This window comes from Roseibium sp. SCP14 (genome assembly GCF_040329475.1).
In the GTDB taxonomy this organism is placed as follows: domain Bacteria; phylum Pseudomonadota; class Alphaproteobacteria; order Rhizobiales; family Stappiaceae; genus Roseibium.
Genome location: NZ_JBDZYH010000002.1, coordinates 210,482 through 228,457, shown reverse-complemented (window position 1 = coordinate 228,457; position 17,976 = coordinate 210,482). Strand labels below are relative to the sequence as shown.

Genomic DNA, 17,976 nt, shown 5'->3' with positions numbered 1-17,976 from the left:
GACTTCCGCGCGCGGATCAGGTCTTTTTGTCGCCGAGCAGGTCATTGATTTCTGAAAAGATCTCTTTCCACTCGGTTTTCGAGAAGGGGGCCAGTTCCATCGACTTCATCACGATGAGTGCCTGAAAAACGATGAACCTCAGGCGCCGTCGTTTGCCGTCTTCTTTGCCGAGCGACAACTTTTCAATTTTGTCAGAGATCCATTCCCGCGCAGCCTCGCGCTGTTCGGAGCTCTGCGTCATCAGATACATCATCGCGGCATCTTGTTTTGGGTTCTCAAGATGGTGTTGCCAGTTGGCTTCAAGGAAGATGTCGAGCGGGTCCGCGTCTTCCGGCATGGTCTTGCGGATCTGTTCAATCCTGTCGTCAAGCGCAATACCCCAACGATGGAACAGTGCTTCGATGAGTTTTTCCCTCGTTCCGAAATTGGATTGAATGCCGCCTTTGGTCACGCCGGCTGCCGCTGCGACCGCGCCGATGGAAATGGCATGCGCACCTTCATTGATGATGACGCTTTCAGCTGCATCGAGCAGAAGATCCGGATCAAGTTTCTTGTAACGAGACACGAAAGTCCTTTCCGAGACGAACCGATCCAGGCTCATCCACCTGGGAACACAACAAAGGTGCCGGTACGACCGAAGGGCGTCCGCCCGGCGCGAGTTTGCGGCAACGGGATTTGGGTCAGCTCAAATCCGAATGAACCTGCGGGAAAGGCTTTATGTCGCAAAAACGCCGGGCGGACAACGGAGGAACTGCTCAGCCTTCCTGCAGAGCGCTTTCGCAGGTGGTGTCGACCTGCTCGGCTTTTCTGGTTGATGGACTGAACAGCAGATAGATGAAGGGCAGGGCAATCAGGGTGAAGAAGGTTCCCACCACCATGCCGGCGACAATGATGATACCAATGCTGTTTCTGGCTTCGGCACCTGGTCCCTCGACAAGAAGAAGGGGGATGTGTCCGACGACGGTAGCGGCCGTCGTCATCAAAATCGCCTGCAGACGTGACTGTGCTGCTTCGATGACCGCGTCCACTCGGGTTTTCCCTTGCTCGAACAAAACATTGGCAAATTCTGAAATGAGAATTCCGTTCTTGGCGACCAGGCCCACAAGCGTGATGATGCCGATCTGCGAATAGATGTTGATCGACGTCAGCCCCAGAAACGCGAACATCAGCGCTCCCGACAGGGCAAGCGGCACCGAGCCTAGAAGAATGATGAGCGGTATCCGGAAGTTGTTGAATTGTATGGCGAGTGCAAAATAGACCAGAGCCAGGGACGAGACGAGCGCCACAATCAGGCTGTTGCCTTCCTGTTTCAGCTGCCGTGAGACACCCGCATAGTCGATGCTGTAGCCAGGGGGGAGGATTTCTTCGGCTGCTTTTTCCAGAAATGCCAGCGCTTCGCCATTTGTCGTGCCGGGGACCACGGCGCCGAAAATCCGAAAGGCCCGTTGCTGATCAAACTTGCCGAGAAGTCGCGGACCAGCGGCGATGGATACTTTTGCAATTGACCCGAGGGGAACGAACGAACCGTCATTCAGGCGAATGGACAGTTTTTCCAACTCGCGAGGGTTCTGCCTGATGTCCTGCTTCGCCATCGGAATGACCTGATAGGCTCTGCCCTTGGCGTCGAAACGGTTCAGGTATCTGTCTGAAAGCATGAAGGAAAGCTGGTTGCTGATCTGCGAGCTGGTCAAACCCAGATCTCCCATCCGCTCGTGATCATAGTCCAGCCTGATGATCGGCAAGTCGATCTTCAAATCGGTATCGACAAAGAGAAACTTTCCGCTTTCAAAGCCCGCACCGAGAAATTGGTAGGTCAGTTGCTGCAGTTCTTCATAATCGCCGGGACCCTTGATCACCATCTCGACGTCGAATTGACCGGCCGTTGGCAAGGCCGACCCGAGAAAGGGAAGGACTTTCAGTTCCCCGATCTGGCCGAGAAGACCGTAAAACTGGGGCAGGATCTCCTTCACGTTTTGCTCGCGATCGAAAAAGTTTTTGAAACTGATGCCACCAAACCCGCCATCCTTGGTCAGGATCTGCCAGAACTCCTCCGCATCAGGGAGCTGCAGTCCGAGATCAACCAGTTTGTTCATGCTTTCATTGACGGATTCCAGGGAACTGCCCGGCGCGGCGTTGATGACGACGTTGATGTTTCCCTGATCTTCCACAGGGGCGAGTTCCTTGGCTGAGAACATGTAAAACGGAACCATCAGGAGCGAGAAGATCAGGGCAAAGGTGATGATCTGCCAGCGCCAGTTCAAAAGCCTTCTGAGCAGGTGTCCGTAGCCGTTGCTGAGCCTGTCGAACGCCCTGTTGACGATCCGGGCCAGAAACGGCTCATGCCCCTTGTCGGTCGTAACATAGGCGCTCATGATCGGCGAAAGCGTCACTGCGACGACACCGGAGATGGCAATGGCGGTTGCCATTGTGAAGGCGAATTCCTTGAACAGGGCTCCGGAGAGACCGGCGACAAATCCGATTGGGACAAAGACAGCTGCGAGCGTGAAGGTCATGGCCACGATCGGTTGGAAAAGCGTCCGTGAGCTCAATAGGGCCGCTTCCAGCCGTGACTTGCCCTGACGTTTGTACCGAGCAACATTTTCGACCACGACAATGGCGTCATCAACGACAAGGCCGACAGACAGCACAATGGCCAGGATCGTCAGAAGATTGAGCGTGAAGCCCATGACCATCATTCCGGCGATAGAGCCGAGGATTGAGATCGGGATTGCGATCAGTGGAACCAGCGCCACGCGAACCGAGCCCATCATCAAGAGAATGACGCCGCCGACCAACAGCACTGTCTCGACCAGCGTCTTGAATATCTCCATCAAGGCACTGCGCATATAGGTGGTGGAGTCATAAACGATGGTGATTTTCATTCCCGCGGGAAGAGCGTTGTTCACCGTCACAAGGCGCTTGTACAACTCATCGCCGATGGAAATCTCGTTGGCTCCGGGCAGCGGCCAGACAGAGAGAAAGACCCGTTGTTCCTGATTGTCCCTGGCGTCGATCATGCCTGGTTCCTCGGCCATCTCGACCCGGGCAATATCCGACAGGCGCAGAATGAAGCCACCCTGATCCCTGACAACAAGGTCGCGGAAGTCCTGCTCGTTCTGCAAACTGGCATTCGTGATGATGTTGAGCTTTTGCCGATCACCTTCGACATTGCCGATTGCCGCGACCAGATTGTTGTTCTGCAGAGCAAGCAGGACGTCTTGGGTAGACAGGTTGTAACCGGACAGGAGTGTCATATCGAGCCAGATGCGCAGGGCCGGATCGCGTCCGCCTTCAATTCCGACTCGCTGAACACCCTCGATCGAGGAAAAGGTAGGGATGACATTCCGGTTCAGGTAATCGGTGACTTCGTGGCGCTCCCAATAGTCTGATTTGACCGACAAGTAGAAAGCGGCGGCACTTCGATCCGCGCGTTTCAACTCAATGAAGGGATCATCAGCGCCGGTTGGAAGATCCGAACGGATCTGATTGAGTTTGGCAGTCAATTCAGCAAGTGCGTCCGTGCTGTCTTCATTCAGTTTGAGCCAGGCTGTTACGGTGCTTCGGCCTGCAACTGTCTTGGAGTCGACAAAATCTACGCCGGATATGCTCATCGCGGCACGTTCCACCGGGTCGGTTATGAAACCCTGCACGACTTCGGCTGAAAGCCCTGTGTAATTGGTCGTGATTTCCAGGGCAGAGCTCTCAATGACCGGGAACTGGATCACTGGGACTTTGGTTGTCGCGTAAAGTCCGCCCAATACGAGCAACAGCGAGATCACCAGCGAGAGAACCGGTTTGCGAACAAAGATGTCCATGGGTCTGCTTCGCTCCTAGTTCCAGTTATCCGCGGGCTCTTCCTCGGCAGGAAGCGCATCTACAACCCGGGTCAAAATGCCGGGGTACAGCTTGAAGGAGCCGTTGGTGGCGATCTGCAGGTCGGCTTTCAACCCTGTTCCAATCAACACCTGGTCGGCCAGGAAAGTGACATCATCGACATCATGTCTTTTCGCTCGGTAGGTCCCTTCCTGTTCTGCCTGTTCGATCGAGTAGACAAATTGACCATAGGCGTCGGAGCGCAAGGCAGACACTGGCAGTTTGACGAGTTGGCGCTGCTCGGAGGCCGGTACTTTCACCACCACAAAGGCCCCATGAGGGGCTGTCAGATCACTGGTTCTTATCTGAGCTCGATGCAGTCTTGTCCGGTTTTCACTCGAGACGCTGCCATCTCGGGAAATCAGAGTTCCGGCAACGGGTGCCTTTCCCTTCAAGGCAACTGAGATTTCCGTGCCAATCGGAAGGTCGTGGTGGGTCTGAGGCAAGCGGAAGTCGATCCACAAGGTCGGTTTATCACTCACGATTTCCGCGAGGGTCTCGTCAATGTTGATGTACTGCCCGACAACCAGGTTTCCCGCATTCGATTTACCGGCGAATGGAGCTCTGATGGTTTTCTGATCAATGGTACTTTCAATGATCCCCACATTCGCAAGCGCGGTGTCGAGATTGGCTTGCAAAGTGTCGATACGGCTTTGGCTGATGCTACCGGACTTACCCAGTTTCTCTGCCCTCTCCAGGCTGATGCGTGCAAGTTCGGCGTCGGCCTTGGCACCTTTCAGACGTGCGGTTTCTTCAGAAACGTCCAGTTGAACCAGGAGCTGTCCATTTGTGACGTCCTCACCAGGCTGGAACCCCAGCTTGGCGATTTTGCCTGCCTTTTGACTTCGAAGCGTGACCCACTCCGGTGCAACAACTTCGCCGATTACGGACGTCTCAGGCGTGTGAAGGACAAAGCTTGAGACTGTTGCTTCCGTTGCCTCGGAATGTTCGGGGTAGTTCGCCGCCTCGGCAATGCCGTTGCTGATTTCGACATATTTGTAATACCCGAGACCGCCGATCACTCCGCAAATCACGATCAGGATCGCCATCCAGCGCAGAATATTCATCGTTTGCTCTCTGTTTTTGAATGTCAGGGCGACAAATGGCCCTCGAATTGAGTTTTAAATACGATCGTAATTAAAAAAGTTCAAGAGCATTGTTGACGACAATTTCAAGGACACAGATTTGCAACAACCAGCCAATGCTGGGCGTTCGCGGAAACTGAACGTCGTTACCGACAAAAGAGTGGAATGCGGTTTTCAGCCAAATTGTTGATTTGGAAAAGCCAGGGAGCCGGTTCCATGGGGCGCAAGCGCACGCGCGCTAGAGCCCGTGCAGGCAATGCTTGCTTTTTGAGGAGGGGGGCAGTGGAGAAAGTAGAGAAGAAATAGCCGACGTCTTGGCACGCCGAAGGTCGCCTGAAGAACAGATGTCGAAAGTCGACGGGCGCTGTTATCGCGGCAGATCAAAACGCGATGCGAGTGAACATCAGATCAAGGGGCAACGGTCCGGACGAGGTGCCGAGGATACGCTAAAGGCGACATTAGAGACGGAAGGTGAATTGCTGAACGCGTACTAGCTTAGCTGTCTATGGGACCAGTGCTTTCGGCACAGCGAAACGTATGTTTCGTTACCGCCGATTACGACCTGATCACCCTCTTCGACAATCTGGCCTTCACCGTCGAGGCGGGCAACCATGGTTGCCTTGCGACCGCACCAGCAAATCGTCTTGATTTCCTTTAGGTTGTCGGCCAGGGCGAGAAGGGCTGCACTCCCCGGAAACAGTTTGCCCTGGAAATCGGTGCGAAGTCCGAAACACATGACCGGAATGCGCAATTCATCGGAGACTTTGGCCAGTTGCCAGACCTGCGTTTCGGTCAGAAACTGCGCTTCGTCGACCAGCACGGCATCCAGGCGTTTTTCTTCATGCGCCCTTGAAACGTGTGCAAACACGTCGTTTTCAGATGAAAATACATCCGCGTCGGCAGCCAACCCGATGCGGGAAGCGATCCGTCCCTTACCGCCTCGATCGTCAAACGCGGCAATAAGAAGGAGCGTGTTCATGCCGCGCTCTTCGTAGTTATAGGCGGCCTGCAGGAGAACCGTCGATTTGCCGGCGTTCATCGAAGAATAGTTGAAATAGAGCTTGGCCATTTTTTCGTCAGGGAATCGGTATCAGGACGCCAGCAGTGTTTCGAATCCCGATATCCGCCTCAAACACTCTAGGGTTGAAGTCACAGCCAATATTTCAATCTAAAGGGGTTTTGGCAGATTGATTTCAACGATGAGAGGCAGGTGGTCCGAGCCGAAATCAGGACCCAGGGTGACGTTGCCAACCCGGATGTCGTTCGAGATGGCAAACTGGTCGACAGGTGCTCCCAAAATCCAATGCAGACGATAGTCAAAAAAGAAACGCGTGGTCTGCGGCCAACCGTCTGGATAGGCGGTTTTCAAATTGTTCTCAGAAAGTGTCCGCTGGAAGCGCCCGGACCAGGGAGCGCTGTTCCAGTCACCGATCACGAGGGTCTGCCCTGGATCTTCGCTCCTGATTTTCTGCAAGGTAGCGTCAATTTCGTCCATGTAGCGGCGTTTGGCAAACCATCGGGTCCTGGTGCGCGGGCTGTCCGGGTGGACCGACAGCAAACGAAGCGGACTTTCTCCTGTATCCAGTGTGAGGGACAGAAGCTCTCGGTCAGGATCGTAATAAACATGAGCACCATCGGGAAACTCTGCATTTATCGTGATCGAAGTCTCCTCAAGCACGGGAAAGCGGGAAAAGACAACGAGTCCTCCCAGTCTGCCGACAATCCGATGTTCGGGAAAACTGTACAGACTTGATCTGTCTTCGTCCTTCTTGAGTCGCTGCCAACGCCGCTCCTGAAGCCACCAAAGCGCCTCCTGAACCACGATGATGTCCGGGTTTTCGCTTGCCAGAAACTTCTGAAGAACTTTGTCTCCCAAAAACAGATGCTCGATGTTGATGGAAACGACCTTGATCGGACGTGCTTCGTCTGACGATGCGGCAACAGGAGCGGTGTTTGCCAGGGTTCTCGCTCCGGTCATTCCGGCGAGTGTCAGCAGGACGATCACCGCAAGACCAAAGACCATCTTGTACAGAAAAGGCAGTCTGTGCCGGATCCACAAGCCTGATGCACCTGCAATGCATCCTGCCAGGGCTCCGGCGAGAAACTGCCGAAGAAAAAAGCTCATATTGTCCGTGAACCAGTAATCAGGTGCGACGAACGCCGACAAGCCGAGAATGCCCGCCAGCAATGCTCCGAAACAGCCGCACCAGCAGACGAATGAATAGAGCGTGACATGCAAGGGACGACGAGAACGGTTATCGGATGAAGACATGGAGCAGGTCGATTGAAAGGGGGAGGAACGTTGCAGCCATATCACACTGGTCGCTAGAGGACTGAAACTTTTTCCGTTTTCGCAAAATTCGGTAAACGGCAGACGTCTTCAGCTTTCGATGTCACCGAGAGCCTTGCGCAGTGGCCTGATATGATCGACATATTTTTCGGACCGGTTTACCGAGCCGGTGTAGATGGGCTTTCTGACTTGCGCCATGCTGAAGGTGAAGACCTGCGCGTCATTTTTCTCGTGATGAGCGCAGGCGTCGTCCCATGGAAGCCCGATGTGCTCAACCAGTTTCCTGCGATTTTGATCGGGAGAGGAGACAAGGTCTTCGTAGGATTGGGTCCGGATGTCTATTGGCAAAACGCATGCCCAATGACGCATGAGCCGCAGATACTGGCCGTAATAATGTCCCAGCGTTTCCTGCGTTTCGTTGTAGGTATGCCGGCTGGCAAGCGGCGTCATGTAAATGGAAACACAATTGTCGGTCGGATTGCGCCGGACATGGCAAAAATGGGCTTTGGGAAACAAGAGCGCCAATAGCCAGAGATGTTCAAAGTTTTGCGGGAGTTTGTCGACAACCCGAGCGTTCTTTTTGCCAAATCCATCCAGCACAGACAGATACTTTCTGCCGATCCGCTGCGCGTTTTTTTTGTCCAGGCTCATCGCGGCATTGAAATAGCTTTCCGGTTCTGTAGATCCGTTCGTCAGATCACTGATGCGCTCTTCCATGAACGGGAGCTCTCCTGCTCCAGAAACCATTGGATGTGCGGAGAGAATTGCTTCCACCAGGCTTGTTCCGGATCTGGGCATTCCGAACACGAAAACCGGCTTGTCGCTCGACAGCGCAAAGTCTTGACGCTCTTCAAAAAACTGCCGGGTGAACGTCCTTTCATAGGACTCGAAATAGCGTTCTTGCCCGTCGGGATCATAGCCGCCGTAATAGTCGCTGCGATGTTTCTCAAGATAGTGAAACGCCTTGGGGACATCTCCGGCATCATCACAAATCTTGCCGGCAGTGAATGCAAGCCTGGCTCGGTCGGGCTTCGATAGAAACACGTTGGAATCGGCAAGAACGGCTTCGATGCGCTTGAGAACCTTTTGCCTGACTTCGGAATCGTTCTGATCTCTGGCGCTGATCAGAACGGAAGGTTCATCGGGCGCCAGTTCAAATGCCCGTGCAAAATGATGCGCAGCGCCTTCCTGGTCTCCAAGCGAAACCTTGAATCTTGACAGCGCTAGGTGAGAAATTGCCGAAGACTCATTGAGGCTGATGGCGTTGGTGAACGCGTGCTCGGCCATGACGGGTCTGCGAAGCCTTGCATAAGTCTCGCCGAGCGTGCGATGGGCGAATTCCGAGTTCTTGTTCAACGCAACAGCTTTGCGCGCGTGGGGAAGCGCGTCCTCCGGGCGGTTGCCGAGATTGAGAGCGTCGGCAAGTGTCGCGAAAACCGCCGCTTCCTTCTTTGCGAATTTGCTCGCTGCCTGAAGATAGTTGATCGCCTCGGCAGTTTGTCCATGCGTCAGAAAGACAATGCCAAGCCAATAATTTACCTGCGGGTCGCGAGGATTTGCCTGATTGAGATCCAGCAGGATCTCAAGCGCGGTTCCGTAGTCACGGTCTTCAATGCTCTTAAGCGCGGCTTCCAATGGATTTGAAAACATGACGGCTCCTGGACCGGGGAGGGCAGATGTCAGTTCCGGGACTGTTTTTTCAGATCTTTACTCATGAAAATGATCATAGACGAGCTTGGCTATAGCTTCTGAAATGCCGGGGACAGATGCAAGGTCGTCGACACCGGCTTTCGAGACCGCTTTCGCGGTTCCAAAATGGCGCAGGAGCGCCTTCTTTCGGGTCGGACCGATACCTGCGATCTCGTCGAGCGGGTTTTTGACGATGTCCTTCTTGCGGCGGGCGCGATGACTGCCGATGGCAAACCGGTGGGCTTCGTCGCGCAGGCGCTGAACGAAATAGAGAACGGGATCTCGTTCCGGAAGCATGAAGGATTGCTTGCCCGTGATGAAGAACTTCTCGCGGCCGGCATCGCGATCCGGCCCCTTCGCGATACCTATGAGCGGGACATCGGTTATGCCAAGTTCCTCGAGCGTTTCACGTGCGGCCGTGAGCTGCCCCTGTCCGCCATCGATCAAGACGAGGTCAGGCCAGGCAGGCATTTCAGATGCAGAAGGTGCAACTTCTTCTTCGGGACTGTTGTTGTCGTCCGGCAGGGCTTCCCCCGGGCTCTGTTTTTCGTTGGATCGGGGGTGCTCTTTCAAAAGGCGGGAGAACCTTCTGGTGAGAACTTCACGCATCATGCCGTAGTCGTCACCCGGGACGAGGTCCTCGGACTTGATGTTGAATTTGCGGTATTGGCCTTTGGCGAAACCCTCCATACCGGCAACAATCAAGCCGCCGACCGCGTTTGTGCCCATGATATGCGAGTTGTCGTAGACCTCGATCCGCTGCGGCGTTGCTGCAAGATCAAAGGCCTCGGCGACACCCTTCATGAGGCGTGCCTGACTGGATGTTTCCGCAAGGCGGCGGCCCAAAGCTTCGCGCGCATTGGTCAATGCGTGGTCGACCAGCTCCTTCTTTTCGCCTCTCTTTGGCGCCGTAACCTCAACCTTGCGGCCGGTCCGTTCGCTCAAGGCTTCCGACAGCAGCTCACGTTCTGCGAGATCATGTGAGAGAAGGATCTGTTTTGGCGCCGGTTTGTCGTCGTAGAACTGCGCCAGAAAGCTTTCCAGGATATCGGCTTCCTCAAAGGATTTGTCCGCCTTCGGGAAGTAAGCGCGATTGCCCCAGTTCTGGCCGGTGCGGAAGAAAAACACCTGCACGCAGGTCTGGCCACCTTCCTGGTGGATTGCAAACACGTCGGCTTCCTGCACGGATTGTGGATTGATCCCCTGATGCGCCTGAACGTGAGACAGGGCGGACAGCCGGTCCCGATAGATGGCGGCCCGTTCGAATTCCAGATCAGCTGATGCCGCTTCCATCTGCTCTGCAAGCTGTTTCTTGATCAACTGGCTCCGACCGGACAGGAAGGCCTTGGCCTCCGAAACGAGGCCGGCATAGTCCTCAGGCTCGATTTCACGAGTGCAAGGGCCCGCGCAGCGCTTGATCTGGTATTGAAGGCAGGGGCGAGACCGGTTTTCGTAATAGCTGTCCGAACAGGTGCGGATCAGGAAGGCTTTCTGCAGGGCATTGATGGTCCGGTCGACTGCGCCGGCGGACGCGAACGGTCCGAAATACTCGCCTTTGCGCTTTCGCGCACCGCGATGTTTGACGATCGCTGGTGCTTCGTGATCACCGGTGACCAGAATATATGGGAAGGACTTGTCGTCCCTGAGGAGAACGTTGAAGCGCGGGCGAAGCCTCTTGATGAGGTTGGCTTCCAGCAGCAGGGCTTCCGGCTCGGTCTTGGTGACGACAAATTCCATCGCGGCCGTTGACAGGATCATGCGCATGATCCGGTTGGACTGACCTTGAAGCCGGGTGTAACTGGTGACCCGTTTCTTCAGGCTGCGGGCCTTGCCGACGTACAGGACCTCACCGTTTTCATCCAGCATCCGGTAGACGCCCGGTCCGTTGGGCAGACGTTTCACCTCGTCGGCAATGACATCGACCCCCTTTCTCGGAGGAACGGATTCGTCTGCCGTGGCGGGTTCGGCCGAATTATGAGAATCAGAAGTGTCCTGCATGCCTGACATTTAAGCCGTGAGAGGCTTCAGGAAAAGAGGTGGTTCATATTCAGCAAGGCATGTGAGCCATGCGTGGTCAGCCAGCGTAGCCAAGCATATAGACTGTCGCAATGTACGCGCCGTAAGCGACGGTCATCACGAGGCCCGATATCTTGCCGAGGCAGATGCGGCATGCAGCCAGGACCGTGAGCAGTATAGCGCAGGCAAGCATCACCCAGACATCGAACTTCAGCACTTCTGCCGGCACATCGATCGGAACCACGACGGCGGTGATGCCGATGATTGCGAGCAGATTGAAAATATTGGAGCCAATGACGTTGCCGATTGCGACTGCTCCATGCTGTCTGATGGCAGCCATCACGGTGGTCGCAAGTTCCGGCAAGGAAGTCCCAAGGGCAATGATCGTCAGGCCGATGACGGCCTGGCTGACGCCCCAGGCCATGGCAATGGACGTCGCGCCGGTAATGGTGAAATGAGCCCCCAGGGGCAATCCGACGAGGCCGAGAACGATATAGATGAGCGCTACCCAGACGGAATCGGGGACATCATCGACATCGTCCAGCTCGTCTTCTTCCTCGATTTCAGCATCAGCAACAGCTGCGCCGGCAGAGGCCGCGGCGATTTTCTTCTGCTCCTTGCGGTGCTTGCGGGCGGTGATGGTAGACGCGGCAAGAAAAACGCCGAGCAGCGCCAGCAGAACCACCCCGGCAAAGAAGCCTATCGGAGAGAAAAAGCTGAATGCGATGAAGATGATGGTGACAGCCACCATGAAAATTGCATTGCGCGTCGCGCCGGTTTCTCCACAGGGCGTTGCTGCAATGAGCGCAGGCAGGCCAAGTACCAGGAGGACATTGGCAATGTTCGAACCCACAACGTTGCCGATTGCGATGCCGCCGGCGTTTTCCAGAGCAGCCTTCAGGGAAATGACCAGCTCGGGTGCAGATGTGCCGAATGCGACAATTGTCAGGCCGATGACCAAATTGGGAATACCCAACCGCTGTGCGATACCGACCGAGCCTCTGACCAAGACATCGCCGGCAATAATCAGCACAACCAATCCGCCTGCGAGGCTTATGTAGTCAAACAGCATTTATGAGTTCCGGTTCGGGTCAAATTCGGTCAGCGAGCGCAGCTTCGGGAGAGGGCGCGCAAATCATGTTGGCGCCTTATACGCAATAGATTGGTGCGGGGAAAGCCGTGCACAAGGATCTTTGCGATTGAAAGCGTTGAACTTTGCGCAGAGCGGCATTGCAAAATGCAAATGCCTTAACGTCATGTTCATCCTGACAGATTGTTGCCGTGTTTCGTCACCAAAACTCCTAATTCTCAATCCTGATCCGCCACAAACAGTCTCCATATCTCCGCCGTGGGGAGAGTGAGGATGTGACAACCCCGTCCTGCTCTATTGGTCAATTTGACATTGGCCATCTCAGTTAGGGTTATGTGGATCTGGAGTACATTTCATGAAACGTCTTGCAATTGCTGGCCTGGCATTGACTGCCACTACGGCTGGAACCGCGCCGGTTTGGGCGGCGGATCTGCCGCAAGCCCCCGCTCCGGCCTACGAGGCAGTACCTGCCCCGCAGCAAAGTATTGACTGGTCTGGTATTTACGTCGGCGGTAACGTCGGCTGGGCATTCGGCAATTTCGACAACAGCAGCGGCGGCGTTGGTCTTGGTACCAGCACCAGCGGCGTGTCGGGTGGTCTTTACACAGGCTATAACTTTCAGGTTACCCCCAACGTGATCGTGGGCGCCGAGGCTGACTTCAGCCTGACCGACCTGGAAGAATCTCGGACCAACGGCGGATTGAACCTGCAGTCCAAGTCGAACTGGAACTCCAATATCCGGGGTAAGATCGGCTACAGCTTCGACCGTTACATGGTCTACGGTGCCGGTGGTCTGGCGCTTGCCGACCTTGAAGTCTCGGGCAATGGTGCCAGCGACAGCAAGACAGCCCTGGGCTGGACGGCTGGTGCAGGTGCGGAAGCCCTGGTTACCAACAACGTGACCACCCGTCTTGAATACGTGTATCAGGACTTCGGCAGCCAGGATTTCAACCTGAACGGCAGAGGCGTGAGTTCGGATTTCAGCAACTCGACCCTTCGTCTGGGCGTCGGCTACAAGTTCTAGGCCGAGTACATTCCTGACCCAAATGACCCGGTGCCAAAAGCGCCGGGTTTTTTGTTACAAGTGGTTACAACCTTTTCGGATTTTTGCCGTACAACCATGGTAAAACATGGTCTTGGCGTTAAATGCTAAGAGAGTGTCCGTGCCTGCAGAGCGATGGGCACGGAATTTTTTGGTGGAGAGGTGGATGCGATTTTTGATGCGCGGACTGATCGGTCTGGCATTGATGGCAATCATGTTCGGGTTTGCCGGCTTTGGCGCCCTGCGTCTGTATGAGGCGATGACTGCGGAAGAGACGGTCCGGCACAGACCTGCCCGCGAACGCAGCTACTCGGTAAATGTCGCCGAGTTGACGCCGGCAACCGTTTCTCCGGTCACCACCGCGTACGGTCAGATAGAAAGCTGGCGCACGCTGCAGCTCAGGGCCAGTTCCGAAGGGCGCCTTGTCGATGTCGCGAGCAAGTTCCGGGACGGCGCGGCGGTTGCAAAGGGTGAACTGCTCCTGCGCATCGACCCCGCCAATGCAGAATTTCAGTACCTCGATGCGGAGGCGGCACTTGCCGACGCTGAAGCACAGAAGGCGGAAGCCGAAGAGGCAATCGTCGGGGCCGAGCAGGAGCTCGAGGCAGCTCGGCGCCAACTGGATCTGCGCCGCCAGGCCCTGGAGCGCCAGACCCAGCTGAAGGACAAGGGCTATTCGACTGCGGTTCAGGTGGAGACCGAAGAACTTGCAGTCGCCTCTCTCGAGCAGGCGCTCAGCAACCGCCTGCAGTCGGTCATCACCGCCAGAAAACGCATCGAGCGCATGGACCTGACCGTACAGCGTGCACACCTTGCGCTTGAGGATGCGCAGCGTGTTCTTGACGAGACAACCCTGACGGCGCCTTTCGAAGGGTATCTGTCTCAGGTCGATGCCACGCTCGGACGGCGGGTCAATCCTTCAGAGACTTTGGCTCTTTTGATCGATCCCTCTGCACTAGAAGTGAAATTTTCCCTTTCAACAAGCGAGTTCTCCCGTCTTCTGGACGCCAGTGGCAATCTGATCAAGGCACCGGTGACCGTGACATTGCAGCTGGGGGCCAGGTCGGTCGAAGTTCCGGGCAATATTGACCGGGCCGCAGCCGTTGTTTCGGAGGGCGAAGCTGGCAGGGCCTTGTTTGCAACACTTGAGCTTGCGCCCGGGACTGTTCTGCGACCGGGTGATTTTGTCCAGGTGGAAGTGGAAGAACCGGAGCTGACTCAGATCGCGCTGCTACCGGCCTCCGCAATCACCGAAGATGGCCGTTTGCTGCTTGTTGACGAGAACAACAGGATCCGGGAGGTCCGAAGCAGGGTCTTGCGCCGCATGGGGAACGAAGTGGTCGTTGCCGACGTGCCGTTCGGGTCCAGTTATGTGCGCGAGCGCCTACCACAATTGGGAACAGGGCTGAAGGTCAATCCGCGCAAAACCGATGAGACGGAGGCCGAGGCTCCGTTGACGGCGCAGGCGCCGAATGCCGAGGATACGGCGCCTCCTGGTGATCTGGTAGCGCTTGAACCGGAACGCCGGGCAGCCCTGATCGAGCAGCTCAACAGTTCCAATATGCCCGAGAACCGGAAAGCCAGGTTGCTGGCTCTCCTGAGCAAGCCGATGGTCCCGAAGGAGCTGGTCGACCGGTTGGAGCAACGGCGCGGGCAAAGCGGCTGAACTTGCCATGATGTTTCGCCTCACCATGATTGGAGTGTCCTGACATGCGTTCTCCTGGCGGACCGCGATTTGCGTCGTTCCTGGACTACATGGTGCGTCACCGGACGGCGGCCAATCTGCTGCTCGCACTCATGCTGCTTGCTGGAATTGCTGCCAGCACTCAAATCAGAACGCAGTTCTTTCCCGATTTCGTTCGCGAGGAAGTGGATGTCAGAATTTCCTGGCCCGGCGCGGGGCCGGAGGATCTGGACAAGTCCGTTGTCGAAATCCTTGGCCCTCAATTGCTGGCCGTCAACGGTGTCGACGAGGCAACGTCGATAGCCCGGGAGGGTAGCGTCAGGATCAATCTGGAGTTCGAAGACGGCTGGGACATGGGGCAGGCGACGGACGAGGTCAAGGCCGCCGTCGATCAGGCCCGATCGAGTCTGCCGGAAGGGATCGAGGAACCGGTCGTCAGTCGCGGCGTCTATCGCGACCGGGTAACCGACGTCGTCATATATGGTCCGGTCGATATCGACCAGCTTGCGCGTTTTGCCGAAGATCTGCAGACCATTTTATTCCGCCAGGGAATTACCCGTGTCAGTATTCAGGGGCTTGGCGACCCGGTCATCCGGATCAATGTCGGCGAAAGCATGCTGGTCCGGCACGATCTGACCCTTCGTGAAGTTGCGGATGTGGTTTCGGCTGAAATGGAAACGACGCCGGCCGGCGACGTCAGTGGTGGAGGAGCCCGTCTGCGAACCGGCCAGACCAGGCGGACGGAACACGAACTCGGCGAGATCGTGCTTAAGGCGCCAAGCCAGGGGGAAAAGCTTCAGCTTCGCTCTGTGGCGGACATCGTTACGGAAGGTGTCGAAAGCGGGCGTGCCTATTACCACAAGGGCATGCCGGCTGTAGTCCTCAGGGTCGACCGCAGCGCTCAGGGTGACACGATTTCCATTCAGAGGTCGGTTGAAAGGATCACCGCGGAATTTCAGGAAACGCTTCCCGAAGGCGTGGAAGTCCAGCTAACGCGTACCCGGTCGCAAAACATCATCGACCGGATGAATATTCTGATCGAAAACGGTTTGTTCGGCCTGGGACTGGTGCTTGCCTTCCTGTTTCTGTTCCTGTCTTCGCGCACCGCTTTCTGGGTTGCCGCTGGTATTCCGGTCGCCATGGCGGCAACCGTTGCGCTCATGTACGCCTTCGGCCTGACCCTGAACATGGTGTCTGTCTTTGCACTGATTATCTGCCTCGGGATCGTTGTTGACGATGCCATTGTGGTGGGCGAGCACGCGGACTTCCTTCATCGGCGCGGTTATTCGCCTGCGGAAGCGGCAAGCCTTGCGGCGCGGCGCATGACCGCACCTGTTTTCAGCGCATCCATCACCACGCTGATCGCCTTCGTGGGACTGATTGCCATCGGTGGACGTTTTGGCAACCTGATCGCGGACATTCCGTTCACAGTCGCCGTGGTGCTGATTGCGAGCCTGGTGGAGTCCTTCCTCATCCTTCCCGCGCATATGAACCACGCCCTGGCAGCCAGCAAGAAACAGCGTTGGTACGACCTGCCGAACCGGCTGTTCAACAGAGGGTTCGTGTGGTTCCGCGAAACATTGTTCCGGCGGTTCATCGGCTGGGTGATCAGGATGCGTTATCCGGTGCTCGGCTTCGGGGTCATGGTTCTGTTGCTGTCGCTGACGCTGTTTTTCGATGGCAGCGTGCGCTGGCGTTTCTTCAATGCACCCGAGCGGGCTGTCGTTTCGGCAAGCATTGCCATGATGCCGGGCGCAGAGCGGGAAGACACAAAGTCGATGATCGCCGAAATGGAGCGTGCGCTCGACGCGGTCAATCAGCGCTATGCGCAAGAATACGGGTCGGAACCGGTCCTGTTTGCGCTGTCCACGGTCGGGGCGACGGCGGGAAGGGGGCTCAGCGGTGCGGACACGAAGGATGTCGATCAGCTTGGCGGCATCTCGATCGAGCTGCTCGATCCGGATCTGAGACCCTACTCGGCTTTCCAGTTCATCAGGGACTGGCAGGACGAAATCAATCGGCCACCCTTGCTGGAAACACTTGCCCTGCGCGGCGAACATTCCGGTCCCGGAGGCGATGCCATCGATGTCAGGCTTTATGGCAACTCGACGGAAAATCTGAAGGCGGCGGCGGAATTTCTCAAGCAGGCACTGGCTCCGATGGAAGGGGTCAGTGCACTCGAGGACACGCTTTCCTACGACAAACCGGAGCTGAACCTGACGCTTACACCGCGCGGTGAAGCGCTTGGTTTTACCACCGATGATGTGGCCCGCATCCTCCGCAACAGGCTGGAGGGCATTGAAGTTGCCGAGTTCCCGGTGGGCCGCCGCACGACCAAGGTTAAGGTACTGATGCCGGACGAGGAGACGGATTCGGCGTTCCTTTACACAACGCGAGTGCGCACGAATTCGGGAACCTACGTTTCCTTGAGTGAGATTGTCGATGTCGACAGCACTTACGGGTTCGCATCTGTGCGCAGAAGTGACGGCTTGCGCACGCTGCAGGTTACAGGCGATGTCTCTGAAGACAATCCCGAAGCAGCCGCGCGGGTGACTTCGATCCTGATTGATGAGTTGTTGCCGCAGCTTGCCGCCGATTTCGATGTCGAGAGCGAATTGAGCGGGCTTGCAGAGCAGGAAAAGTCATTCCTGTCCGATGCGATGATCGGGTTCGCGCTTTGTCTGGCGGGTATCTATCTGACTTTGTGCTGGATCTTTGAATCCTGGACACGGCCGCTGATGATCATGATCATCATTCCGTTCGGCTCAATCGGGATGTTGTGGGGGCACTACCTGCATGGGGTGCCGCTGTCGATGTTCTCCGTTGTCGGGTTTATCGGCATGTCCGGGATCATCATCAACGACAGCATCGTTCTGGTGACGACCATCGATGAATACGCAAGAGATCATCCCTTCCGCCAGGCGCTGATCAACGGTGTCTGCGACCGCTTGCGGGCAGTCGTGCTCACCACGGCAACCACCGTTTTCGGTCTGGCGCCGCTTCTGTTCGAAACCAGTCGTCAGGCGCAGTTCCTGAAGCCGACGGTCATAACCCTGTCCTACGGACTGGGAGTCGGTCTGTTTCTGGTGATCCTTTTGGTTCCGGCGCTTCTGGCAGTGCAAAAAGACTTCGGTCAGTCAATTGCCAGCGGGCGGCGTTTGCTGAAGATCCGTGGACGCCGTTCCCTTTCAGGCGGGCATACGTAAA

General features: G+C 56.2%; 11 protein-coding genes. 3 read left to right on the top strand and 8 right to left on the bottom strand.

Annotated features, from left to right (window positions below; genetic code table 11):
- Window positions 1–16: 16 nt before the first annotated feature.
- The 8 genes from ABLQ08_RS08500 to ABLQ08_RS08465 all read right to left on the bottom strand — a co-directional run bounded on the left by ABLQ08_RS08500 (window position 17) and on the right by ABLQ08_RS08465 (window position 12,025).
- The gene (locus ABLQ08_RS08500) at window positions 17–565 is read right to left on the bottom strand and encodes a TetR family transcriptional regulator (protein ID WP_352940738.1); all 549 of its coding nucleotides are present in this window, start codon (window positions 563–565) and stop codon (window positions 17–19) included.
- Window positions 566–755: 190 nt separating this feature from the next.
- The gene (locus tag ABLQ08_RS08495) at window positions 756–3,815 is read right to left on the bottom strand and encodes an efflux RND transporter permease subunit (protein ID WP_352940736.1); all 3,060 of its coding nucleotides are present in this window, start codon (window positions 3,813–3,815) and stop codon (window positions 756–758) included.
- A gap of 15 nt (window positions 3,816–3,830) precedes the next feature.
- Window positions 3,831–4,940, bottom strand: a complete 1,110-nt coding sequence (locus tag ABLQ08_RS08490; RefSeq protein ID WP_352940735.1) for an efflux RND transporter periplasmic adaptor subunit — start codon at window positions 4,938–4,940, stop codon at window positions 3,831–3,833.
- A gap of 508 nt (window positions 4,941–5,448) precedes the next feature.
- Window positions 5,449–6,027: a thymidine kinase gene (locus ABLQ08_RS08485; RefSeq protein ID WP_352940733.1), complete on the bottom strand. Its 579-nt coding sequence runs from the start codon at window positions 6,025–6,027 to the stop codon at window positions 5,449–5,451.
- 99 nt (window positions 6,028–6,126) lie between these two features.
- Window positions 6,127–7,230, bottom strand: coding sequence for an endonuclease/exonuclease/phosphatase family protein (locus tag ABLQ08_RS08480; RefSeq protein ID WP_352940732.1), 1,104 nt, complete (start codon window positions 7,228–7,230; stop codon window positions 6,127–6,129).
- A gap of 108 nt (window positions 7,231–7,338) precedes the next feature.
- On the bottom strand, window positions 7,339–8,898 hold the full coding sequence (locus ABLQ08_RS08475) for a tetratricopeptide repeat-containing sulfotransferase family protein (protein ID WP_352940730.1): 1,560 nt from the start codon (window positions 8,896–8,898) through the stop codon (window positions 7,339–7,341).
- 57 nt (window positions 8,899–8,955) lie between these two features.
- Entirely contained in the window at window positions 8,956–10,935 is a 1,980-nt protein-coding gene (gene uvrC, locus ABLQ08_RS08470) for an excinuclease ABC subunit UvrC (protein ID WP_352940728.1), read from the bottom strand.
- 76 nt (window positions 10,936–11,011) lie between these two features.
- Window positions 11,012–12,025: a calcium/sodium antiporter gene (locus ABLQ08_RS08465; RefSeq protein WP_352940726.1), complete on the bottom strand. Its 1,014-nt coding sequence runs from the start codon at window positions 12,023–12,025 to the stop codon at window positions 11,012–11,014.
- Between the two features lie 373 nt (window positions 12,026–12,398).
- Here ABLQ08_RS08465 and ABLQ08_RS08460 point away from each other — a divergent pair, with 373 nt between their 5' ends.
- The 3 genes from ABLQ08_RS08460 to ABLQ08_RS08450 all read left to right on the top strand — a co-directional run bounded on the left by ABLQ08_RS08460 (window position 12,399) and on the right by ABLQ08_RS08450 (window position 17,975).
- Complete coding sequence (locus ABLQ08_RS08460; protein ID WP_352940724.1) at window positions 12,399–13,067, top strand: outer membrane protein; 669 nt, start codon at window positions 12,399–12,401, stop codon at window positions 13,065–13,067.
- Between the two features lie 184 nt (window positions 13,068–13,251).
- Complete coding sequence (locus tag ABLQ08_RS08455; RefSeq protein WP_352940723.1) at window positions 13,252–14,751, top strand: efflux RND transporter periplasmic adaptor subunit; 1,500 nt, start codon at window positions 13,252–13,254, stop codon at window positions 14,749–14,751.
- A gap of 44 nt (window positions 14,752–14,795) precedes the next feature.
- Window positions 14,796–17,975, top strand: coding sequence for an efflux RND transporter permease subunit (locus ABLQ08_RS08450; protein ID WP_352940722.1), 3,180 nt, complete (start codon window positions 14,796–14,798; stop codon window positions 17,973–17,975).
- Window position 17,976 lies beyond the last annotated feature (1 nt).

Excerpts from the sequence above, each read along its gene's own strand:
- ABLQ08_RS08495 (WP_352940736.1), bottom strand. The coding sequence starts at position 3,815 with ATGGACATCTTTGTTCGCAAACCGGTTCTCTCGCTGGTGATCTCGCTG.
- ABLQ08_RS08490 (WP_352940735.1), bottom strand. The coding sequence starts at position 4,940 with ATGAATATTCTGCGCTGGATGGCGATCCTGATCGTGATTTGCGGAGTG.
- ABLQ08_RS08485 (WP_352940733.1), bottom strand. The coding sequence starts at position 6,027 with ATGGCCAAGCTCTATTTCAACTATTCTTCGATGAACGCCGGCAAATCG.
- ABLQ08_RS08480 (WP_352940732.1), bottom strand. The coding sequence starts at position 7,230 with ATGTCTTCATCCGATAACCGTTCTCGTCGTCCCTTGCATGTCACGCTC.
- ABLQ08_RS08475 (WP_352940730.1), bottom strand. The coding sequence starts at position 8,898 with ATGTTTTCAAATCCATTGGAAGCCGCGCTTAAGAGCATTGAAGACCGT.
- uvrC (WP_352940728.1), bottom strand. The coding sequence starts at position 10,935 with ATGCAGGACACTTCTGATTCTCATAATTCGGCCGAACCCGCCACGGCA.
- ABLQ08_RS08465 (WP_352940726.1), bottom strand. The coding sequence starts at position 12,025 with ATGCTGTTTGACTACATAAGCCTCGCAGGCGGATTGGTTGTGCTGATT.
- ABLQ08_RS08460 (WP_352940724.1), top strand. The coding sequence starts at position 12,399 with ATGAAACGTCTTGCAATTGCTGGCCTGGCATTGACTGCCACTACGGCT.
- ABLQ08_RS08455 (WP_352940723.1), top strand. The coding sequence starts at position 13,252 with ATGCGATTTTTGATGCGCGGACTGATCGGTCTGGCATTGATGGCAATC.
- ABLQ08_RS08450 (WP_352940722.1), top strand. The coding sequence starts at position 14,796 with ATGCGTTCTCCTGGCGGACCGCGATTTGCGTCGTTCCTGGACTACATG.